General features: G+C 37.4%; 20 protein-coding genes. 1 reads left to right on the top strand and 19 read right to left on the bottom strand.

The genetic code is table 11. The annotated features are described in order from the left end of the window. Window positions 1–13: 13 nt before the first annotated feature. The 7 genes from yqfC to BHF68_RS11115 all read right to left on the bottom strand — a co-directional run bounded on the left by yqfC (window position 14) and on the right by BHF68_RS11115 (window position 4525). Window positions 14–334: a sporulation protein YqfC gene (gene yqfC / locus BHF68_RS11085; RefSeq protein ID WP_069643731.1), complete on the bottom strand. Its 321-nt coding sequence runs from the start codon at window positions 332–334 to the stop codon at window positions 14–16. Between the two features lie 82 nt (window positions 335–416). Then, window positions 417–941, bottom strand: coding sequence for a YqfB family membrane protein (locus BHF68_RS11090; protein ID WP_069643732.1), 525 nt, complete (start codon window positions 939–941; stop codon window positions 417–419). A gap of 8 nt (window positions 942–949) precedes the next feature. Beyond that, window positions 950–1936, bottom strand: coding sequence for a flotillin-like protein FloA (gene floA / locus BHF68_RS11095; protein WP_436796441.1), 987 nt, complete (start codon window positions 1934–1936; stop codon window positions 950–952). A 52-nt stretch (window positions 1937–1988) separates the two neighbouring features. Beyond that, window positions 1989–3311: an NfeD family protein gene (locus BHF68_RS11100; RefSeq protein ID WP_069643734.1), complete on the bottom strand. Its 1323-nt coding sequence runs from the start codon at window positions 3309–3311 to the stop codon at window positions 1989–1991. Window positions 3312–3460: 149 nt separating this feature from the next. After that, a complete protein-coding gene (locus tag BHF68_RS11105; RefSeq protein WP_069643735.1) occupies window positions 3461–3904 on the bottom strand; it encodes a GatB/YqeY domain-containing protein in 444 nt (147 codons plus the stop codon). 11 nt (window positions 3905–3915) lie between these two features. Beyond that, window positions 3916–4089, bottom strand: a complete 174-nt coding sequence (gene rpsU / locus BHF68_RS11110) for a 30S ribosomal protein S21 (protein ID WP_069643736.1) — start codon at window positions 4087–4089, stop codon at window positions 3916–3918. A gap of 85 nt (window positions 4090–4174) precedes the next feature. Then, the gene (locus BHF68_RS11115) at window positions 4175–4525 is read right to left on the bottom strand and encodes a histidine triad nucleotide-binding protein (protein ID WP_069643737.1); all 351 of its coding nucleotides are present in this window, start codon (window positions 4523–4525) and stop codon (window positions 4175–4177) included. Between the two features lie 112 nt (window positions 4526–4637). Between BHF68_RS11115 and BHF68_RS11120 the strand changes: the two genes are divergently transcribed. After that, a complete protein-coding gene (locus tag BHF68_RS11120) occupies window positions 4638–5546 on the top strand; it encodes a Na/Pi cotransporter family protein (RefSeq protein ID WP_069643738.1) in 909 nt (302 codons plus the stop codon). A gap of 39 nt (window positions 5547–5585) precedes the next feature. On the opposite strand, the gene deoC is transcribed toward BHF68_RS11120, so the two are convergent. The 12 genes from deoC to hemW all read right to left on the bottom strand — a co-directional run bounded on the left by deoC (window position 5586) and on the right by hemW (window position 19716). Beyond that, entirely contained in the window at window positions 5586–6227 is a 642-nt protein-coding gene (gene deoC / locus BHF68_RS11125; protein ID WP_069643875.1) for a deoxyribose-phosphate aldolase, read from the bottom strand. Further along, window positions 6223–7578 carry a tRNA (N(6)-L-threonylcarbamoyladenosine(37)-C(2))-methylthiotransferase MtaB gene (gene mtaB / locus BHF68_RS11130; protein WP_069643739.1) on the bottom strand — a complete coding sequence of 452 codons (1356 nt, stop codon included), beginning with the start codon at window positions 7576–7578 and terminating at the stop codon, window positions 6223–6225. The genes deoC and mtaB overlap by 5 nt, the downstream gene beginning before the upstream one ends. 1 nt (window position 7579) lies before the next feature. Continuing rightward, on the bottom strand, window positions 7580–8329 hold the full coding sequence (locus tag BHF68_RS11135; protein ID WP_069643740.1) for a 16S rRNA (uracil(1498)-N(3))-methyltransferase: 750 nt from the start codon (window positions 8327–8329) through the stop codon (window positions 7580–7582). A gap of 8 nt (window positions 8330–8337) precedes the next feature. Further along, a complete protein-coding gene (gene prmA / locus BHF68_RS11140) occupies window positions 8338–9273 on the bottom strand; it encodes a 50S ribosomal protein L11 methyltransferase (protein ID WP_069643876.1) in 936 nt (311 codons plus the stop codon). An 85-nt stretch (window positions 9274–9358) separates the two neighbouring features. Continuing rightward, window positions 9359–10489 (bottom strand): molecular chaperone DnaJ, encoded by a 1131-nt coding sequence (gene dnaJ / locus BHF68_RS11145; protein ID WP_069643741.1) that lies wholly within the window; start codon window positions 10487–10489, stop codon window positions 9359–9361. An 87-nt stretch (window positions 10490–10576) separates the two neighbouring features. Continuing rightward, entirely contained in the window at window positions 10577–12433 is a 1857-nt protein-coding gene (dnaK, locus tag BHF68_RS11150) for a molecular chaperone DnaK (RefSeq protein WP_069643742.1), read from the bottom strand. Window positions 12434–12502: 69 nt separating this feature from the next. Further along, the gene (grpE, locus tag BHF68_RS11155) at window positions 12503–13093 is read right to left on the bottom strand and encodes a nucleotide exchange factor GrpE (RefSeq protein ID WP_069643743.1); all 591 of its coding nucleotides are present in this window, start codon (window positions 13091–13093) and stop codon (window positions 12503–12505) included. Between the two features lie 71 nt (window positions 13094–13164). Next, window positions 13165–14208 carry a heat-inducible transcriptional repressor HrcA gene (gene hrcA, locus BHF68_RS11160; RefSeq protein ID WP_245669670.1) on the bottom strand — a complete coding sequence of 348 codons (1044 nt, stop codon included), beginning with the start codon at window positions 14206–14208 and terminating at the stop codon, window positions 13165–13167. 186 nt (window positions 14209–14394) lie between these two features. Beyond that, window positions 14395–15456: an ABC transporter ATP-binding protein gene (locus tag BHF68_RS11165; protein ID WP_069643745.1), complete on the bottom strand. Its 1062-nt coding sequence runs from the start codon at window positions 15454–15456 to the stop codon at window positions 14395–14397. Between the two features lie 12 nt (window positions 15457–15468). Then, window positions 15469–17151, bottom strand: a complete 1683-nt coding sequence (locus BHF68_RS11170; protein WP_069643746.1) for an ABC transporter permease — start codon at window positions 17149–17151, stop codon at window positions 15469–15471. A gap of 88 nt (window positions 17152–17239) precedes the next feature. Next, complete coding sequence (locus tag BHF68_RS11175) at window positions 17240–18358, bottom strand: extracellular solute-binding protein (RefSeq protein ID WP_069643747.1); 1119 nt, start codon at window positions 18356–18358, stop codon at window positions 17240–17242. A gap of 176 nt (window positions 18359–18534) precedes the next feature. Beyond that, complete coding sequence (gene hemW, locus BHF68_RS11180; RefSeq protein WP_069643748.1) at window positions 18535–19716, bottom strand: radical SAM family heme chaperone HemW; 1182 nt, start codon at window positions 19714–19716, stop codon at window positions 18535–18537. Between the last annotated feature and the right edge of the window lie 27 nt (window positions 19717–19743).

Below are 19743 nucleotides of genomic sequence, written 5' to 3' on the forward strand. Positions count from 1 at the left end.
GACGTTCCCTCCGTTAATCTTGTCTTTTCCATTTAATTTGGTCAATATTTCCTTCAATTAAAATTTCCCTATACATTACTCCACGTATTACTAATTCCTCACCGTAAATATACAGCTCTCCTGTCTTTGTATGTAGACGGATTTTATTATGACTAAATTCTAGTAAGCCAAGATGATTCTCTACATAAAGCTGCATATCCCCAATAAGCGTTGTCCTTGGTAGGTCAAACATTAAATCCTTAGGCAAGTCTAATGCTTTAGCAACTTTATTTTTAAAACGGTTTTGCCATGTGTCTATTGTTCTGTTTTTTCTATTCTTCCTTTTATTTTTCATTTAGGTACTCCCCTTATGGAGACTATGTTTCATTACACTTTATGCATAGTGGTCTTTATATATGAAAAAAAGCAGCCAAGAGTTAAACTCTTTGGCTGCTTTTTCTCATTTTACGCCATGCTAGATTGCTCTTCGGAGCACCTAATATTTCCGCCCATATTACACCTTGTTTAATTGAATCCTGGTCTAAGGATAAACGCTCGAGCGGCGTTTTTCTTGCTGAACTGTGTTGATTATTAAGTTGTCTTTGCTCAGCATTTTTAATTCTATCTAATTCTATAGAACTCTTTTCAGTTGATATATTTGTTACTGTACGCTCTTGTTTTGGCAATTTCTTAGGTTTATATACAGTAGGTTCTGACTTTTGTGGAAAGAATATTTCTTCCCAGCTCCCGAATGGATCATGGGGATTATAACTACTAGGATTATTATCGCTAGCTGTTGTTTGTTCAACTTCGCTATTTCTATAAGTATCTTCAGTAGTTCTAGCTGGCTGTCTTACAGGTTTAGGTCTAGACTGATCTCCCTGTTGCCTGCTCTCTTTTACTTTCTCAGCGATTTTTTGGATGATACTAAATAGGATAATTAGTATAATTAAACCTTCCATAGAATCACCTATCTTTTGCCGATAGTTTCGTCATTATCGGAACCTCTTGGACGTCCAGCACTAGCTAAAGATTCACGCATATCAGTGTCTGCTAAAATATTCTGCATATTCATGTAGTCCATAACGCCCAATTTTCCAGCTCTAAGTGCGTCCGCCATTGCCTTAGGTACTTCAGCCTCAGCTTCAACAACCTTAGCGCGCATTTCTTCAACGTATGCAGTCATCTCTTGCTCACGTGCAACAGCCATTGCTCTACGTTCTTCAGCCTTCGCTTGCGCAATTTTCTTATCTGCTTCTGCCTGATCTGTTTGTAGGATTGCACCGATGTTTTTACCTACATCAACATCAGCAATATCAATAGAAAGAATCTCAAAAGCAGTTCCTGCATCTAAACCACGACTTAAAACAGTGTTAGAGATATTATCTGGATTCTCTAGTACAGCTTTGTGGTTAACAGCTGAACCTACAGTCGTAACAATACCCTCACCTACACGAGCAATAATCGTCTCTTCACCAGCACCACCGACAAGTCGATCAATATTCGCTCTAACTGTAATTCTAGCACGAACCTTAACTTCAATTCCATCAGCTGCTACTGCAGACACAACAGGTGTCTCAATAACCTTTGGATTTACACTCATTTGTACTGCTTCTAATACATTTCTACCTGCTAAATCAATTGCTGCTGCTCTTTCAAACGGTAATGGAATATCTGCTCTTTGAGCTGCAATTAAAGCATTTACTACTCTGTCAACATTACCACCTGCTAAGTAGTGACCCTCAAGTTGATTAGTACCAACATCAAGTCCAGCCTTTGTAGCCTTAATTAATGGATTAACTATACGTACTGGTGCTACTCTTCTTAAACGCATACCAATTAACGTCATAATACCAATCTTAACCCCTGCTGCTAAAGCTGAAATCCACAGCATTACAGGTATAACTGTAAGTAGCACATAAAGTGCTAATATGATAATTGCAACAAATATCAACATCGTAACTAAAGCTGGATCCAAATTTACCACCCCAATATAATTATTTGTATTTCTATGATTCTTTTATTTCCCTTACTACGATTCTTGTGCCTTCTACTTTTACTACCTTCACCTTACGCCCACTTTGGATGTAGCCGCCTTCGCCAACAACATCTGCTAAATAATCATCAAACTGAGCAGTTCCAGACGGTCGTAGTGGTGTTATAGTTTCACCTATTTGACCTAACAAATCTTTGCGTTGCTGAGGAGCAACATATCCAAGCTCATTCTGTTGTTTTTCACTTAAGATAAACTTACTCCATATACCTCTGTATCCAAAGTATTTAACTAAAATAATACTTACAACAAAGGTAATTGCTAAGGCAATCAGCAATGATTGCATCCCTAAAGTAGTGTCTTGGGCAGCCAACACAATCGCCGCACCCATAGCTACTATTCCAGAGATTCCAAAGATACCAAAACCTGGAGCAAAGAATTCTATACTGAGTAATATGATACCTATAATAAATATAATTAGAACTTCATATCCAGCAGCTCCAGCAGCCATGTGTCCAATAAAAAATATTGCTAATGCAGAAACCCCAAGAATACCTGGTAACCCAAAACCTGGTACTAAGAACTCAATGGCAATTCCTAAGAACGCAATTGTTAATAAAAACGGAATGACATTAGGACTCGTAACAAATCTAGCCAGCCGTTCTGCTAATGTGATATCTGCTTGGATTATTTGTCCAGAATAACCATAGTGGTCAAGCATCTGTTGACGGTTTGTAAAAACTCCATCAGCGATTCCAACTTCCGTTGCTTTATTAGCAGTTAATGACAACAATTGCTCTTCATTAACTAATCCTTCTATGACAACGCTTCTGTCAACCATAGCTGCAGCATAGATGGGATCTCTATCGAAAGCTTCAGCTGCTGCTTCCATCTCAGATTTCCAAAAAGCTAATATTTTGGGATCAACTTCTTGCCCAGTTAGAAATCTTGGTTCTGCAGCCCCTATAGTACTTCCAGGGCTCATAGCAATCATCGGTGTGTTCAACGCGATATAGGCACCTGCTGATGTTGCAGTACCTGTAATGTATGTAATAACCGGAATTTCGCTAGCAATTAAACGATTGCCAATGCTCATCGCTGCATCAACACTTCCACCTAAGGTGTTCATTTCTATAACAACCACAGTCGCCCCTTCATCTCGTGCTGCTGTTAAAGATCTTTTCAAGAATGCGTCTAAGCCTTTTTCTACTGGACCTTCCATAGGGATGACAAAAATAATATCTTCATCCGAATCCGCGTTAACAGTAGCAGGTGGCATATTAAATAGACTTAAAAAAAATGTGAACACCAATAAATAAGCTATAAGTTTTCTTCGCATTTGTTCCCTCCTTTCAAAAAAAGTTTATACTTAATAAGTTTACCATTGAATGAAAGTTAAAAGCAAATTAGTCTTTCAATTTCTTACATATAAACTTAAATTTATAAATTAAAAAATAGCCATTTAAAAAATGACTATTTTTATATTAACTATTGCAAAAATTTTTGAACGATTTGATTTACCACTTTGCCATCAGCTTTCCCTTTAACTTTATCCATAAGACGCTGCATGACTTTTCCCATATCTTTCTTTGATGATGCACCAGTTTCTGCTACAGCCTCTTGTACTAAAGTTTCTATTTCTGCTTCTGTCAATTGCTCAGGCATATAATCCATTAAAACTGCAATTTCTTGTTCTAATTTAGTAACTAAATCATCACGATTGGCATTTTTAAATTCCTGGAGGGAATCCTTGCGCTGCTTTACTTCACGAGTAAGAACTTCAAGTATCTCGTCATCGTTCAATTCTGCTTTTTTATCGATTTCTGTATTTTGTATCGAAGATCTTACCATACGAATTACAGATAAACGAAACTTGTCTTTACTTTTCATTGCAAGCTTCATATCATCGCTAAGCCTGTTTCTTAGACTCAATCTGATACCCCCTAAAACTTGCGCTTACGAGCAGCTTCGGATTTCTTTTTGCGTTTAACACTTGGCTTTTCATAGTGCTTACGCCTCTTAAGTTCTGCAATAACCCCATCCTTTGAACAAGAGCGTTTAAATCTTCGCAGTGCACTATCCAACGTCTCATTTTTACGTACATTAATTTCTGCCATATACTTTCCCTCCCTCCAACGACTATAAACAAAAACATATGCCCATCAGAAAATATTATATGCACTTTTGGGCTTCATGTCAAGGTTATCCTGGAGGCCAGCTAAGATTCCTACCACCAAGTAAATGGTAATGAATGTGATATACAGTCTGTCCACCTGCGTCACCACAGTTATTTACTAATCGGAATCCATTTTCTGCAATTCCTAAATCTTTAGCGATTTTTTTAGCAGCTAGGTGAATCTTTGCTATGTAGTTCTCCGCATCACTTTCGTCTATGTCTAATATAGACGAAATATGTTTTTTAGGAATAATTAAAACGTGTACAGGTGCGACAGGAGTTATGTCGTGAAATGCAAGCACCATGTCATCTTCATAAACTTTTTTGCTGGGAATTTCCCCTTCGACTATTTTGCAAAAAATACAATCCTTAGACACATAATCACCTCCACACTTAACTTTCAAGTATAGTACCACAAAATTATTAGATTTTCCACGTATGTAGTAAAAAAAAATTATATATAGCATATCCTTCTATGAGGTGAATTATATGGGAGCTACTTATAGTATCGTTTCGTTTATATTAGGATTTATGTGTTTATTTGTAGGTTTGTTTTTACTGCGGTGGGCACTACAGTCGTTAATAGGTAATAAAACTGAAAACATTTTGACAACGTTAACTAATAGCCCTATGACAGGTGTCTTAACAGGTATCTTATTAACTACAATCCTTCAGAGCAGTAGTATCGTATTGATTGTTATATTAAATTTAGTGAGTGTCGGAGCTTTGCCGATTCTAAATGCTGTCGCTATTGTCTTAGGGGCAAATCTAGGAACTAGTCTAACCCTTGAATTCATTGCCTTTTCAAACCCTAGCTGGGTTTATATATTAATCATTGTTTCATCGTTGTTTTACATATTTAAAAAAAGACTGCAAAGCGCAGTCTTTCTAGCATTAGGATTATTGCTAGTTGGTTTTGAGTTCTTAAAAAGAAACGCTAGTATCTTAGATGGAATCATAGTTGTAACTAATAATAGTATCCTCGAAAATACCTTTGCATTACTGGCTGGTATTATCTTCACTGCAATTGTCCAAAGCAGCACAGCGTCAACAACCTTTGTAATGACATTAGTTGAAAATCAACTTTTAACACTAGTTGCTGGGGTCTTGTTTGTTTATGGCAGTAATATCGGAACCTGTATTACTTCTGTAATTGCCGTTATTGGTGCTTCCATCCACGCTAAAAAAATTATGCTTTATCACGTAGCAATCAATATTTTATGTGTTGTAATTTTATTGCCAATTGTTCCCTTGTTGGTAGCAGCGGTTGAATATATAACCCCTAACGCGGCGCAACAAATTGCCCACTCACAGGTTATATTTAATTTGTTGACGATTGTTATTTTCTATCCATTTATAAGAAAACATATTAGGCTTTTAAACAAAATATACAATTAAGCAAAATATACAATTAAACAAGATATACAATTGTATAGTCTATACAAGTAACTTAATACCAGAGCTAGTACCAATACGGGTAGCACCTGCTTTAATCATTTCTAAAGCAGCTTCCTTGTCTTTTATGCCGCCAGAAGCTTTCACGCCAAGTTTATTTCCTACTACTTCTTTCATTAGCTTCACATGCTCTATCTTTGCTCCTGCCGTGCCAAAGCCCGTTGATGTTTTTACGTAGTGAGCGCCAGCATCCATTGCAATCGTACAGGCTTTAATAATTTGTTCATTACTAAGGTAACAGGTTTCTATAATAACCTTTACTATCGCTTTTTTCTCTGCGGCCTTTACGACTGCAGCTATATCTTGAAGTACATAGGCGTAATTTGCTCCCATAAAAGCTCCAAGGTTTATTACCATATCAATTTCCTCGGCACCTTGTTCAGTAGCGATTTTTGTTTCTAATACCTTAGACTCTGTTACACTTGCACCTAGCGGGAAGCCTACTACTGTACAAACCTTTACCCCACTACCAATTAGCTTATCAGAAGCTAATTTCACAAAGTTTGGATTGACACAAACTGCCGCAAATTTTGCCTGTAATGCCTCATCACACAATTGTACTATATCTGCATCAGTAGCAGTAGCGTTAAGCTTGGTATGATCTATATATTCTTGAAGATTAATTATCACTATAATCCTCCTTATGATTGTCCTTAACTATTTCTCCCATGGAGTAATTAATGCCAGCTTGCTTAACTTGTACACGGACCAGCTTGCCTATATCTTCTTCATTTGCATTAAAAACTAGTTTCATATAATTATCAGCATGTCCTTCGAATAATTTCCCATGACTTTCATGCTTACTAATATCCCCATCTTTAAATTGTTGTTCAATAATTACAGGCAATATTTTACCGACAAATTTTTGATGGTATGTAAGTTTACTTTTATCTATAATGCCCGCTATTTCTCTGCTACGAGCATCTTTGTCTGTATTTAGTATTTGACCTTCCATCTCTGCTGCTGGCGTTCCAGATCGCTTAGAATACTTAAAAATATGCATATCTGCAAATGACATGGCTTCAATGAATTCGCATCCCTGCTTAAATAACTCATCTGTTTCACCTGGGAAGCCAACAATCAGATCAGTTGTAATTGCGATATCAGGAATCAGGTTACGTACATGTTCAATAATAGATTTATATTGCTCAACGCTATACTTGCGATTCATCTTAGTTAATATTTCGTTGGTAGCAGCCTGTAATGGTAAGTGTAAATGCCTACAGAACTTATTTGATTGCTGCATTAACAACAACAGTTCATCGTTTAACTCAGTTGCTTCAATTGAACTTATGCGTATACGTTCTAAGCCTTCGACTTGTTCCAGGGCCTTCAAAACATCTATTAGCTTTACATTATCTAAATCTCTACCATAGGCTCCTAGATGAATCCCAGCTAGTACAATCTCTTTATATCCCTGTTTTACAATTAACTCAGCTTGCTCTAATATACTTGATAATTTACGACTTCGGATTCCACCTCTAGCATAAGGAATAATACAATAGGAGCAAAACTCTGTACAGCCTTCTTGTATTTTCAGGGTAGCTCTGGTTCGTTCACCGAAAAAAGGAGCACTTAAATCCTCAAATTCACGCTGCTGCCAGATATCTGCGACTGCATTGATGGGCTGCCGTTCTTTTACGATTTCATTAATATATTCTAAAATTTTATGGCGATCCTGTGTACCAATAACGAGATCAACACCGAATATTTCTAATACTTCACCTGGTGCTGTTTGCGCATAGCAGCCAGTCACAGTGATTATAGCGTCTGGGTTCTTTTGAATGGCTCTTCTAATCATTTGCCGGGATTTCTTTTGACCTAAGTTCGTCACGGTACAGGTATTAATGACATAAACGTCCGCCGTATCCTTAAAGTCTATAATTTCATATCCAGCATCCTGAAAAATTTGTTCCATGGTAGCTGTTTCATATTGATTAACCTTACATCCTAACGTATGGAATGCTACTTTCATTTTACGATTCTCCTAATTGTTGATGATAAAAAAGTACGCCTGTTGCCGCTACTATGCCTGCTGTTTCCGTACGTAAAATCCTAGGACCTAAATTAATTAACTTAACTCCAGCATTGACTGCCTGTAGCTTCTCTTGCTCACTAACTCCACCTTCTGGACCAATAATTATTGCAAAATCTTTAATTTCTGGGTGTTGTTTTAATAAAGCGAAAATACCCTGGCTATGCTCGCTCTTTTCGTAGGCAAGCATAGTCAGGGAGTGTTTAGATACGGATTTAAGTAATTGTGGAAAGGTAAGGGCTGATGATATTGCAGGAACCTTACTTCTATGTGATTGCTCTGCTGCTTCTTTAGCAATCTTTTGCCAACGTTCAAGCTTCTTTTCGCCTTTGCTTGCATCCCATTTAGCTACAGAGTATTTCATCTCTACAGGAACAAAGGAAGTTATACCGATTTCAGTCCCCTTTTGAATTATCCATTCAAATTTATCAGCCTTAGTCAAGCCCTGATATAGGGTAATATTTATCGTTGGTTCATTATCATCTTGAATCTGTTCAACAACTGTAAGCTTAACTTGATTTTTATCAAAGTTAATAATTTCTGTTATATAATTATCACCCTCAGGGCTTACACAGATTACTTTGTCACCAATTTCTGATCTCATAACTTTTATAATATGCTTGGCATCATCGCCATCAATTGTAATATTGTTATTATTGATTCGATTTCCGTCAACAAAATATCTTTGCATGAAAATTATCAGCTCACTTTTTGCGCAACGATTGACATCCAATCGTTTTCATAGTTCTTTTCTACAATCGTTAATCCCTGTGCTTCTAACGCATCGATGACTTCTACTTCTTTTTGTATAATAATGCCTGATGCTATAAAAAAGCCATCTTTTTTAAGTAGCCTTGGAACATCTTTAGCAAAGCGGATGATAATTTCAGCAATAATATTAGCTACGATAATATCAACAGGCTGTTCTATACCCTCTAAAAGGTTGTTTTGTCTAGCATTAATAACCTCTTCAACATCGTTAAGCTTAGCGTTTATTTCTGCTGAACTAACAGCTACAGTATCAATATCAAAGGCTTGTATGTTACTAGCTCCTAGTTTAGCAGCCGCAATAGATAATACCCCAGATCCACAGCCAACGTCATATACTGTATCGCCCTCTTTAACATATTTTTCAAGCTCGATAATACATAGTTTTGTAGTCGGGTGTGTACCTGTACCAAATGCCATTCCTGGGTCTAGCTCGATGACTAGCTCATCTTCCCTTTGCTGGTAGTCTTCCCATGTAGGTGTGATTGTAATACGTTCTGTGATAGATATAGGTTTATAGTACTTTTTCCATGAGGTAGCCCAGTCTTCTTCATTAATTTCCGTTATTTCTACTGTCCCTGGGCCATAGTCGATGTCATATAGCATTAGCTTATCCAGTGCTAGTTTAATTTGCTCAATAGACTCAGGTAAAGAGCTATCCACTGGAAGATAAGCTTTTACATATACTCCTTCGTCAGGGTAATCGTCTACTGACAATTCATACATCTCACCAAAGTTAGTATCCCACTCTGTATCAAGCATTATTGAGTCTTCTATAACTACACCACCAGCACCTGCTTCATGCAGTATGTTAGAGACTGCTTCTACAGCTTCATTGGTTGTATGGATTCTAATTTCTGACCACATATTATTCGTCACTTACAATACACCTCTCATTATCACGTTGGCTATTTGAAATTTACTTTAACCTGCATAAGCAGGTGATGCTAGCCTATTTGAATGCATCCTTAAAGCGTTGGAAGATAGACTTGGATTGGCTATAGGTGTCATCCCCGCCAGCTTCCGTGAATTCTTTTAATAGTTCCTTCTGTTTCGATGTTAAATTAGTTGGTGTTACAACAACGGTTTTTACGAATTGATCTCCTGTACCATAGCCACGCAGTCTTGGAGCACCTTTGCCCTTAATTCTAAATAGCTTGCCTGTTTGCGTGCCTGCAGGAACTTTAAGACGAACCTTGCCATCAATAGTTGGAACTTCTATATCATCACCAAGTGCTGCTTGAGCAAATGTTATAGGAACCTCGCAGTATAAATCGTCTCCATTACGTTCGAAAAACTCATGGGGTTTTACATTAATAAAGATAAACAAATCACCTGTTGGTCCGCCGTTCTCTCCAGGTTCACCTTCGCCAGATACACGAATTTTAGCACCTGTATCTACACCAGCAGGGATATTAATTTTAATCGTTTTCGTCTTGCGAATCTTGCCCTGTCCTTTACAATCTTGACATACCTTCTTAATCTTCTTCCCTTGGCCATGACAAGCTGAACATACCCGACGATTTACAATCCTACCAAAAGGCGTGTTTTGCATCGTTTCTTCTTGCCCTGTTCCGTTACATACTGTACAAGTCTCAATATCAGATTTAGACGCAGCTCCAGATCCATCACATGTCGGACAGTTCTCTTGGCGCGGAATCTTCACCTCGACCTCTTTACCAGTCATTGCTTCTTTAAGTGTAATCGCTAGATCGTAGCGTAAGTCCGATCCCCTTCGAGGACGATTTGTGGCACGACCGCCTCCGCCTCCGCCGCCAAAAAACATATCAAATATATCACTAAAGCCGCCAGAAAAATCAGCCTCTTCAAAGCCTCCAAAACCGCCAAAGCCTTGTCCCTGAGGTCCCGCATGACCAAAACGGTCATACTGAGCACGCTTCTCTTGGCTAGATAAAATATCATAGGCTTCTTTTGTTTCTTTGAATTTCTCTTCAGCTTTCGGATCATCTTTATTTACGTCAGGGTGAAGCTTTCTTGCTAATTGTCTATATGCTTTTTTAATTTCTTCTGGGGTTGCATCCTTCTTAACTCCCAGTACCTCATAATAATCTCGCTTGCTCAACCTAAACACCTCAATTCATATCATACAAAGCCAAGGATATTCCTTGGCTTTGTATGTTTGTCTGCAAATTTTCAACAATACTTGTTGTTATTTTTTATCTTCGTCTTTAGTTTCTTCGTCTTTAACTTCTTCGTACTCAGCATCTACTACGTTATCGTCATTATTTGCTTCCTGCTGATTAGCCTGCTCACCCTGTTCAGTTTGAGCTTGCTGAGCTGCTTGTTCGTACAATTTCATCGATAACTCATGAACGACCTTCTCCAGCTCTTCCTTAGCTGTTTTAATCGCTTCAACATCTGTGCCTTCTAAAGCCTTTTTAACTTCGTCCTTTGCAGCATTCGCCTTGTCAATAGACTCCTGTTCAGCTTTATCTCCTAATTCCTTCAATGTTTTCTCTACTGTGTATACTAATGAGTCTGCTTCATTACGTAAGTCAATCTCTTCACGGCGCTTTTTATCTGTTTCTGCATTTGCTTCCGCTTCTTGAACCATTTTTTCAATTTCTTCGTCAGATAATCCGCTAGATGCCGTAATTGTAATCTTTTGTATTTTACCAGTGCCCATATCCTTAGCTGATACGTTTACTATACCATTAGCATCAATATCAAAGCTAACTTCAATTTGTGGTACACCACGAGGTGCTGGCGGTAAATCTGTAAGCTGGAATCTTCCAAGGGACTTATTGTATGCAGCCATTTCACGTTCCCCTTGAAGAACATGAATGTCTACCGATGTTTGGCTATCAGCCGCCGTTGAGAATACCTGTGATTTTGTTGTAGGTATAGTCGTGTTTCTTTCTATTAATTTTGTGAATACTCCGCCTAATGTCTCAATTCCTAGGGATAAAGGAGTTACGTCAAGCAATACAACATCCTTAACATCTCCAGTTAAAACTCCTGCTTGGATAGCAGCACCTAAGGCTACTACTTCGTCAGGGTTTACACCTTTATGTGGGTCCTTACCAACTAGCTTCTTAATCGCTTCCTGTACTGCCGGTATTCTTATTGATCCACCAACAAGGATTACTTTATCTATCTCATTTGGCGATAAGCCAGAATCTTTAATCGCATTTCTTGTAGGCTCTAGCGTTTTTTCTACTAAATCTTCTGTTAGTTCATTAAATTTAGCTCTAGTTAAGCTAATCTCTAAGTGTTTTGGACCAGTGGCATCGGCTGTGATAAACGGTAGTGATATCTGCGTTGAAGTAACTCCAGATAACTCCTTTTTAGCCTTTTCTGCAGCATCTTTAAGACGTTGTAATGCCATTTTGTCCTTACTTAAATCGATACCATTTTCCTTTTTAAATTCTGCTACTAAGTAATCAATAACTTTTTGGTCAAAGTCATCTCCACCTAAACGGTTGTTACCACTGGTTGCACGAACTTCAAATACTCCATCACCTAGCTCAAGGATTGATACGTCAAATGTTCCTCCACCAAGGTCATAAACTAAAATAGTCTGTGATTCATCCTTTTCAAGTCCATAAGCTAATGCTGCCGCTGTTGGCTCATTGATAATACGTAAAACTTCCAAACCTGCTATTTTACCTGCATCCTTAGTAGCTTGACGCTGAGCATCACTGAAATATGCTGGTACTGTTATTACTGCCTTCTCGACCTTACTACCTATGTATGCTTCAGCATCTGCCTTTAATTTTTGTAATATCATCGCTGAAATTTGTTGCGGAGTATACTCTTTTCCATCAATTGTTTCTTTGTGGTCAGTTCCAATATATCTTTTGATTGATTGAATTGTATTTGGGTTAGTAATTGCTTGGCGCTTTGCAGTCTCTCCAACAATACGCTCACCATCTTTTCCAAAAGCAACTACTGAAGGAGTCGTTCTATTCCCTTCAGCATTAGGGATAACTACTGGCTCCCCACCCTCCATTACAGCGACACATGAATTAGTTGTTCCTAAATCTATTCCAATAACTTTACTCATAATAATCCTCCTTAATATACTTTTGTATACTTTTTTTAGTTTAAGTGTTAGTTTAATAGTTACTTTATATTACTCACTTACTTTTACCATCGAAGGCCTTAGGACTTCTTCGTGTAATAAATACCCTTTTTGAAACTCTTGTATTACTATATTAGAATCTACCCCATCCGCAGCTTCTTTCGCTACTGCTTGGTGATAATTGGGATCGAATTCTTGATTTACTGCCTCAATTGTCGTAACTCCTTGTTTATTCAGCTCATCCATTAGCTGATTGTAAACCATATTTACACCTTTTGTGAACGCGTCATCTGGGTTTGCACTAGAAGCAATAGCTCGTTCAAGGTTATCAACAATCGGCAAAATACTTAATAATAACTCTTTGTTTGCTCTAGCTATCACACTTTGCCTTTCCTTTTGGCTACGTTTCCTAAAGTTGTCAAAGTCCGCCTGCAAACGCAGAAACTTCTCTTCTTGATCTTTTAATTTTTGTTCTAACTCATCAATTTTACTATCAGTTTCGTTATATGAGCTTTCACTATCTCTATTACTATCTGTTTTACTTTCGTCATCTGTACTGCTTTGATTGTCTTCTGAGCATTCAGAGCTTACTGAATTTGCTTCCTCATTTTCTTTAACTTGCTCTTCCTTTAAATCTTGCATAATACCCCTCCAATATAACTTTAGCTATAAACTATAGTTGTTGATACCATCATTAACAGAAGCAATTGTTTTTATTCCTTGTATAGCTTACCTAGTGTTTTCGATAAGTCTAAGGAAATATAATCAATTAGTGTTATGATTTTAGCATAGTCTAAACGTGTCGGCCCAATGATGCCTATTGAACCGATTGGCTTGCCATTTAAAATGTAATTTGCAGATATTACGCTACAATTATGGGCCTCTACTGCTTTATTTTCCTGACCAATCTTCACTACAGTAGAACTGGATTGATTTGTAAATAAATCTACAACTACTTTATTATTTTCAAACAGTCCTAATAAAGCCTTAACCTTATCTAAATCTTTAAATTCTGGCTGATTTAAAATATGAGATGTCCCACGCAAGAAGACTCCCCTGGCATCCTTTACGTTTTTCTCTGCTATTATCCCCTCTAGGAATTCCATTGCGTGCTCAAAACTATCTACATTACGCTGCAATTCTTTGGCCACTTCATTATATAGCACCTGCGACAGTTTATATAATGGAGTACCCGTTAGCTTCTTATTTAATAAATTAGTTAATTGCTCTAATTGTGTAGCAGGTAATTGTGGTGGAAGAGATACCAGTTTTTTCTCAACATGCCCAGTATCAGTAATAAGGATGCACACGCAATTGTCTTGGTTAATAGGTACCAATTGAATGTTTTTAAGTTTTGTATGAAATACCTCGGGACCCAAAACAATAGCCGTATAGTTAGTAAGACCTGCTAGTATATTAGCCGTATTGCTTACGATTTCCTCTACCTCTAATTTTTTTTGAACCAATAGCTCTCTAACACTAATTAGGTCACCCTTAGATAAGACTGTTGCTTCCATTAGGTTATCAACATAGTATCGATAGCCTTTTTGCGACGGTATTCTACCAGCAGAGGTATGAGGCTGTTCTAAATAGCCTAATTCTTCTAAATCAGACATCTCGTTACGAATAGTTGCTGAGCTATAATTTACGGATTCTTTTTTTGCTATAACCCTTGATCCTACAGGCTCGGCAGAGCGTACATAATCATCGATGATAACTTTTAGAATCAGTTTTTGGCGATCAGTCAACATCATCATTACCTCCTGTTAGCACTCTATCGTAGTGAGTGCTAAACCTTTAATAAAAAAATACCAAAAAACATAATCTTTTGTCAACCTGTTAGCTGCAAAATATTATTTGATTTTTCATTTTATCTATAAGCAAAAGCCGAAGAGCACGATTCTTCCCTTCGACTTTATATATTAATATTCTTAAAGTTGTTATTAATAATTTTCGTGCTTAACAACGGCTACAAAGTTTGGTAACACCTTGAAGTTCACCTTGTCTCCAATTCGAATACATACCTCTGGGTGAATATGCACAAGCATATCCTTTGTTTTATTGTTTTGAAGCTTTACTTGAGCTAAAGCATCAATAGACTCACCAGTATATGTGGCCTGTGTAATGACACCTTCAATATCACCATTAGCATCCATCTCTAAGCTGTCAGGGCGAACTGATATATAAACTTTTTCCCCAGGCGGAAGGCTATGGGTATGATTGCAAGGAATCGTCCCCAATTCAGTCACTACTGATTTAGCATCTGGACCGATTATCCCTTCAAGCATATTTGTCTGACCTACAAACTTAGCAACAAAAGTATTAGCAGGGAATTGATATATCTCCCTTGGTGTTCCGTTCTGCTGAATAACGCCGTCCTTCATAACAATTATGCGATCAGATATTGCTAATGCATCCTTTTGATCGTGGGATACAAATACCGCTGTCGCCCCTGCTTCTTTAATAATACGCTTAACCTCAACACGCATATGTGTACGCAAATCAGCATCTAAGTTACTAAATGGTTCATCTAAAAGCACTACAACAGGGCGACGTGCAAGGGCCCTAGCTAGTGCTACCCTTTGCTGCTGACCTCCAGATAGTTCATGAGGAAAACGTTTTTCAAAGCCATTTAGGTTGACCAATTCGATAACTTCTTTAATTCTTTTGTCGCGATCAGACTGCTTGTAATTAAAGCCAATATTATTATACACATCTAAATGCGGAAACAATGCATAGTCCTGAAACACCATGCCTACACCACGCTTTTCAGGTGGTATCCAAGCATTATCACTACTCACAACTTTTCCAGCTATTGAAATAACACCTGAATCTGCTCGTTCGAAACCAGCTATAAGACGAAGTGTTGTCGACTTACCACAACCACTAGGACCTAATAACGTTATGATTGAACCCTTCTCTACAGACAAACATAAATTAGTTAAGGCAGGATTGTCTGAACCAATATAAGTTTTTGTAACTGATTTTAACTCAATATCAAACATGCTGCTCACCCTCTAGTATTTGCGTAGCATATAACGCAATGGAATTATTGATACTATTATAATTAACAATGCCGCTGGTGCTGCTAAATGATAGATTGCCTCAGATGCCTCAAAGTAAATTCGCACAGCTAGTGTGTCAAATCCCGGCGGACGTAACATCAATGTTGCTGGAAGCTCCTTTATTGAACTTACAAACACCAATGCACCACCCGCTAATACCCCTGGCAACATATTCGGCAGTATTACCTTAAACATTACCTTCCAAGGTGGATAACCAAGACTTCGTGCTGCTTCATCAATTCTTGGTGATATCAGACTTAATGAAGCTTCACCAGACTGCATTGCTTGCGGTAAAAATCTAACTACAAAGGCAAGCGCCACTACATAAAATGTTCCATAAAGCATCGGTATATGATTATTAAAAATAAATATAAATCCTAAGGCAACGATTACTCCTGGAAGGGCATAGCCAGCATAGCATAATCTATCTATTATACTTGTGATTAAAGATGGATAGCGCGTTTTTAAATAGATAATTGGCATAGCTAATATCATACATAATAATGCTGCTAAACCAGATACCTGTAAACTATTGAGAACAAAACCGAAGAAACGACTATCAAGAGCGCCCATACGCAACCCTATATTTGACCAATATACCAGAACACTAATTGGTAACAATACGGAAGCAAAAAATACCAAACTAGTATAAATAAGTGCAACTGGCTTCCACTTGCCAAGCTTTAAGGTTGCTGGTTTTCGATAGGTATTTGACGTTTGGTAGTATTTATTCTTCCTACGAGTACGAGATTCAATCCATAGAATAATAACTGTTAACGCTATTAAAACTAAGCTCAATACAGATGCTGATGCAGTATCAAAGCTAGCTCTTTGGAAATAAATAGCTGCCGTAAACGTCACATAACGCAGCATAGCAATAGCACCAAAATCAGATAGCACGTAGAGCGACACTAGTATTGCACCAGCACCGATAGCAGGACGAAGGAACGGTAGATTTACCTTCCAAAATATCTGCCATGCGCTCATCCCTAAGGAGCGGGCGGCTTCTTCAAAATTCTGATTCATCTTTCTTAGTGCAGCACTTGCTATTAAATATACATAGGGGTACGTAAACATCGTTAAAACAAAAAAAACTCCCCAGAATGAAAAAATGTTTATCGGATAAGGCCCAAAGGTTTCAACTAACCATGGTGTATCGCGCCAAAAATCACGTGCCCAGCCACTTCTACCAAAGACAATAATATATGTTACTGCTCCAACATATGGTGGTATAACAAGTGGTAAAGCTAATAACCATTGCCAGAGCTTTTTCCCAGGGATATCTGTGCGCGTGACAATCCATGCAAGTGAAACGCCAATAATTACTGCACAAATCGTTACTGCAACTGTAAGTGAAATTGTATTCCATAAAAGCATCGGAATTCTTTCATCCAGTAAACGCATCCATCTATCAACGCCTGCAAATAAAGAACGCCACACAACATAAATGATTGGTATTGACATGATTACTGCTATAATTGCACCGAAAGAAAGGAGCACTCCACCTGGAGGATTCCCCCTCCATATTTTCAACCATTTCCTTCTAAAGAAATAGAGAATGGTTGGGGAACTTTTTTCCCCAACCTCGGCACTTGTACTATTCGATTGTGTTTGATTTTCATTATCGTTATTCATTATGCCATCTCCCAAAGCTGTATGAGAATATATTTTAAATCATTTTTATCTTAATAATAATTCTCTTTTTCACTACTTTAGATTATAACTATCTTAGGTCTAAGTGTAAACCTGAATCTTCAATTAATTTTCTTGTATCTTCAAAGAAGTTACCTAATTCCTTAATTGGCATATCTTGAATTTTTAACTCACTAGAGTCAACGATATACGGTTGTACTTCTGGTGGATATACAGCACCGTAGTGAGAGTTGATTAAAAGCTCTAATGATTCACCAACAAATTGCACTTGGTTCTCTGGAAGTAATAACCACTCTAAGAATGCATTAGCAGCGTTCGGGTTCGGTCCACCTTTAACTAGTCCCACACCTGCAGCGTTTGCAACTACACCCATTTGCCCTTCTGCTTGATCAAGGTAAATGAATCCAACATTGTTGTTAGTAGGCTCTACTAATTGTTGATGGAAGTAATAGTTGTTAACTAAACCAAATGTGTGCTCACCAGCACCTACAGCTCTACGGATATCACCGTGACCTTGGTAAATTCCTTCTGCGTTTGCACTAATAGCCTGAATCCATTCAGCAGTTTTTTCATCGCCCCACTGGTAACGAAGAGCTGATACGTTCCCAATCATACCACCATTACCACCACGAGTAATAGCATAACCACCCTCTAAATCTGCCCACTTAGGGTCAAATAAATCTTCAATGCTCTTAGGCATTTCTTCAGCTGTAATCATGTCTTTGTTATAGATAAAACCACGAGATCTAAGAGAAACAGCAAAGTATGCGTTATCATCGGCACGGAATTCTGCAGGGATTGATTCAATTCCTGCTGGATTTGAACCTTGTAATACATCTTGCATGTGTAAGTAACCTAAAGCTCCTAAGTCGTTAGAAATAAAGATGTCAGCACGAACATTGTTACGCTCTTCCATAAGTTGAAGCTCACTAGCACCATGAAGTGCTACCACTTCAACACCAGTGTCTGCAGTAAATTTATCTAATAAATCTTGCACAAATCTTTCATTACGACTTGAATATACCACTATTTGATCTTCTAATTGTACTTGCTCAACAGCTTCCCCATTGCTAGGCGCTGGATCTGGAGTTGGTGCTGGCGTTTGTGTGTTATTATTGCCGCCACAACCCACTAACAGAAGTGATAAAGCTAGCATTGAAATAAATAATACTTTAACTGCTTTTTTCAATTTTTTTCTCCCCTTAAGATGTATTTTGCCACATTGTTTCTTTTGATAATAATTATCATTATTATGTAGCTATTGCCTAGTATAATGCTAAAAAAACTATAAGTCAATAGGTTTTTGATAATAATTATCATAGTTTTGAAAATAATTATCATCAATACATCTTAGGACTCCCTACCCTACTTAAAGAATGCTTCTATAGCTTCATTAGCAAGCAATAAACCCTTATTTGTTAATCTATATTTACTGTTCGACTTCTCTAAAAGTTGCTTATGAATCAATATCTTTAACTGCTTGCAATACAACTCATCAAAATCTGTATAGAAACGTTTATTAAAATCATCAACTGAAATGCCTTCTACTTTTCTCAAACCAAGCATAATATGATCTTCTATTTGGTTTTGCAGGCTATTTATTTGTACATCTTGTTTAGCCATTAAATAGTTGTGCCAGCTTATTTTTTTCTTAGTATTAGCTCGTTTACTCTTATATAAGTCTATATACTTAGCTATTGGTAATGGGTTATGATATCTAATATTAGCAATATTACTCCAGGCTGAGCTGCCTAAGCCTAAATAGTTATGATTGTTCCAGTAGACTAAATTATGCTCGCTTTGATAGTTGTCTTTACTAAAATTACTAATTTCATAATGTAAATATCCATTATTAGATAAGGTATCTCTACCTAATTGGTACATAGAAATTACCTCATCTTCATCAGGCAAAAGCAAAGTGCCTCTGTCGTACTGTTGATAAAAACTTGTATGTTCTTCTATTTTAAGATTGTACATCGATATATGGGTAGGCTTTAAAGATATAGCTGCTTTTAAAGTATTCATCCAGCTTTCAATAGTTTGATGTGGTAAACCATACATCAAATCTAGGTTTATGTTGTTAAAGCCGTTTGCTTTCAGCAAAGCTATTGTTTCATATACTGTATTGACGTTATGAATTCTGCCAAGTGCTTGTAGCTCTTGCTCTTGAAATGATTGCACCCCTAAGCTTATACGATTTATTTTATTGCTTTTTAAAACTGCTAGCTTGTCTACAGTTATTGTTCCTGGGTTTGCTTCTATGGTGAATTCAATAGCATGCTCTAGGTTTATATATTTATATAGAATCTTAAATAGTCGTTGAAGCTGGTTAGCATTTAATACAGTAGGTGTGCCACCACCGATAAAGATAGTTCTAGCCGATATCTCAGGTGCAACCTTTGTTAATTCTATTAACTCATTTTCTAAAGCTTCGATATACACATCTATTGTAGCCTCTGAATTAGCGTAAGAAGCAAAATCGCAATAGTAGCACTTCTGCACACAGTATGGTATATGAATATATAAAGCGATATCAGATAATTTCATAAAAACTCCTCTTTCTTAACAGAAAAA

It is taken from the genome of Desulfuribacillus alkaliarsenatis, assembly GCF_001730225.1.
Taxonomy (GTDB): domain Bacteria; phylum Bacillota; class Bacilli; order Desulfuribacillales; family Desulfuribacillaceae; genus Desulfuribacillus; species Desulfuribacillus alkaliarsenatis.

Excerpts from the sequence above, each read along its gene's own strand:
- BHF68_RS11120 (WP_069643738.1), top strand. The coding sequence starts at position 4,638 with ATGGGAGCTACTTATAGTATCGTTTCGTTTATATTAGGATTTATGTGT.
- BHF68_RS11165 (WP_069643745.1), bottom strand. The coding sequence starts at position 15,456 with ATGTTTGATATTGAGTTAAAATCAGTTACAAAAACTTATATTGGTTCA.
- floA (WP_436796441.1), bottom strand. The coding sequence starts at position 1,936 with ATGTTGATATTTGTTGCAATTATCATATTAGCACTTTATGTGCTACTT.
- BHF68_RS11100 (WP_069643734.1), bottom strand. The coding sequence starts at position 3,311 with ATGCGAAGAAAACTTATAGCTTATTTATTGGTGTTCACATTTTTTTTA.
- hemW (WP_069643748.1), bottom strand. The coding sequence starts at position 19,716 with ATGAAATTATCTGATATCGCTTTATATATTCATATACCATACTGTGTG.
- dnaK (WP_069643742.1), bottom strand. The coding sequence starts at position 12,433 with ATGAGTAAAGTTATTGGAATAGATTTAGGAACAACTAATTCATGTGTC.
- yqfC (WP_069643731.1), bottom strand. The coding sequence starts at position 334 with ATGAAAAATAAAAGGAAGAATAGAAAAAACAGAACAATAGACACATGG.
- mtaB (WP_069643739.1), bottom strand. The coding sequence starts at position 7,578 with ATGAAAGTAGCATTCCATACGTTAGGATGTAAGGTTAATCAATATGAA.
- BHF68_RS11135 (WP_069643740.1), bottom strand. The coding sequence starts at position 8,329 with ATGCAAAGATATTTTGTTGACGGAAATCGAATCAATAATAACAATATT.
- hrcA (WP_245669670.1), bottom strand. The coding sequence starts at position 14,208 with ATGATGATGTTGACTGATCGCCAAAAACTGATTCTAAAAGTTATCATC.
- BHF68_RS11090 (WP_069643732.1), bottom strand. The coding sequence starts at position 941 with ATGGAAGGTTTAATTATACTAATTATCCTATTTAGTATCATCCAAAAA.
- rpsU (WP_069643736.1), bottom strand. The coding sequence starts at position 4,089 with ATGGCAGAAATTAATGTACGTAAAAATGAGACGTTGGATAGTGCACTG.
- grpE (WP_069643743.1), bottom strand. The coding sequence starts at position 13,093 with ATGCAAGATTTAAAGGAAGAGCAAGTTAAAGAAAATGAGGAAGCAAAT.
- prmA (WP_069643876.1), bottom strand. The coding sequence starts at position 9,273 with ATGTGGTCAGAAATTAGAATCCATACAACCAATGAAGCTGTAGAAGCA.
- BHF68_RS11170 (WP_069643746.1), bottom strand. The coding sequence starts at position 17,151 with ATGAATAACGATAATGAAAATCAAACACAATCGAATAGTACAAGTGCC.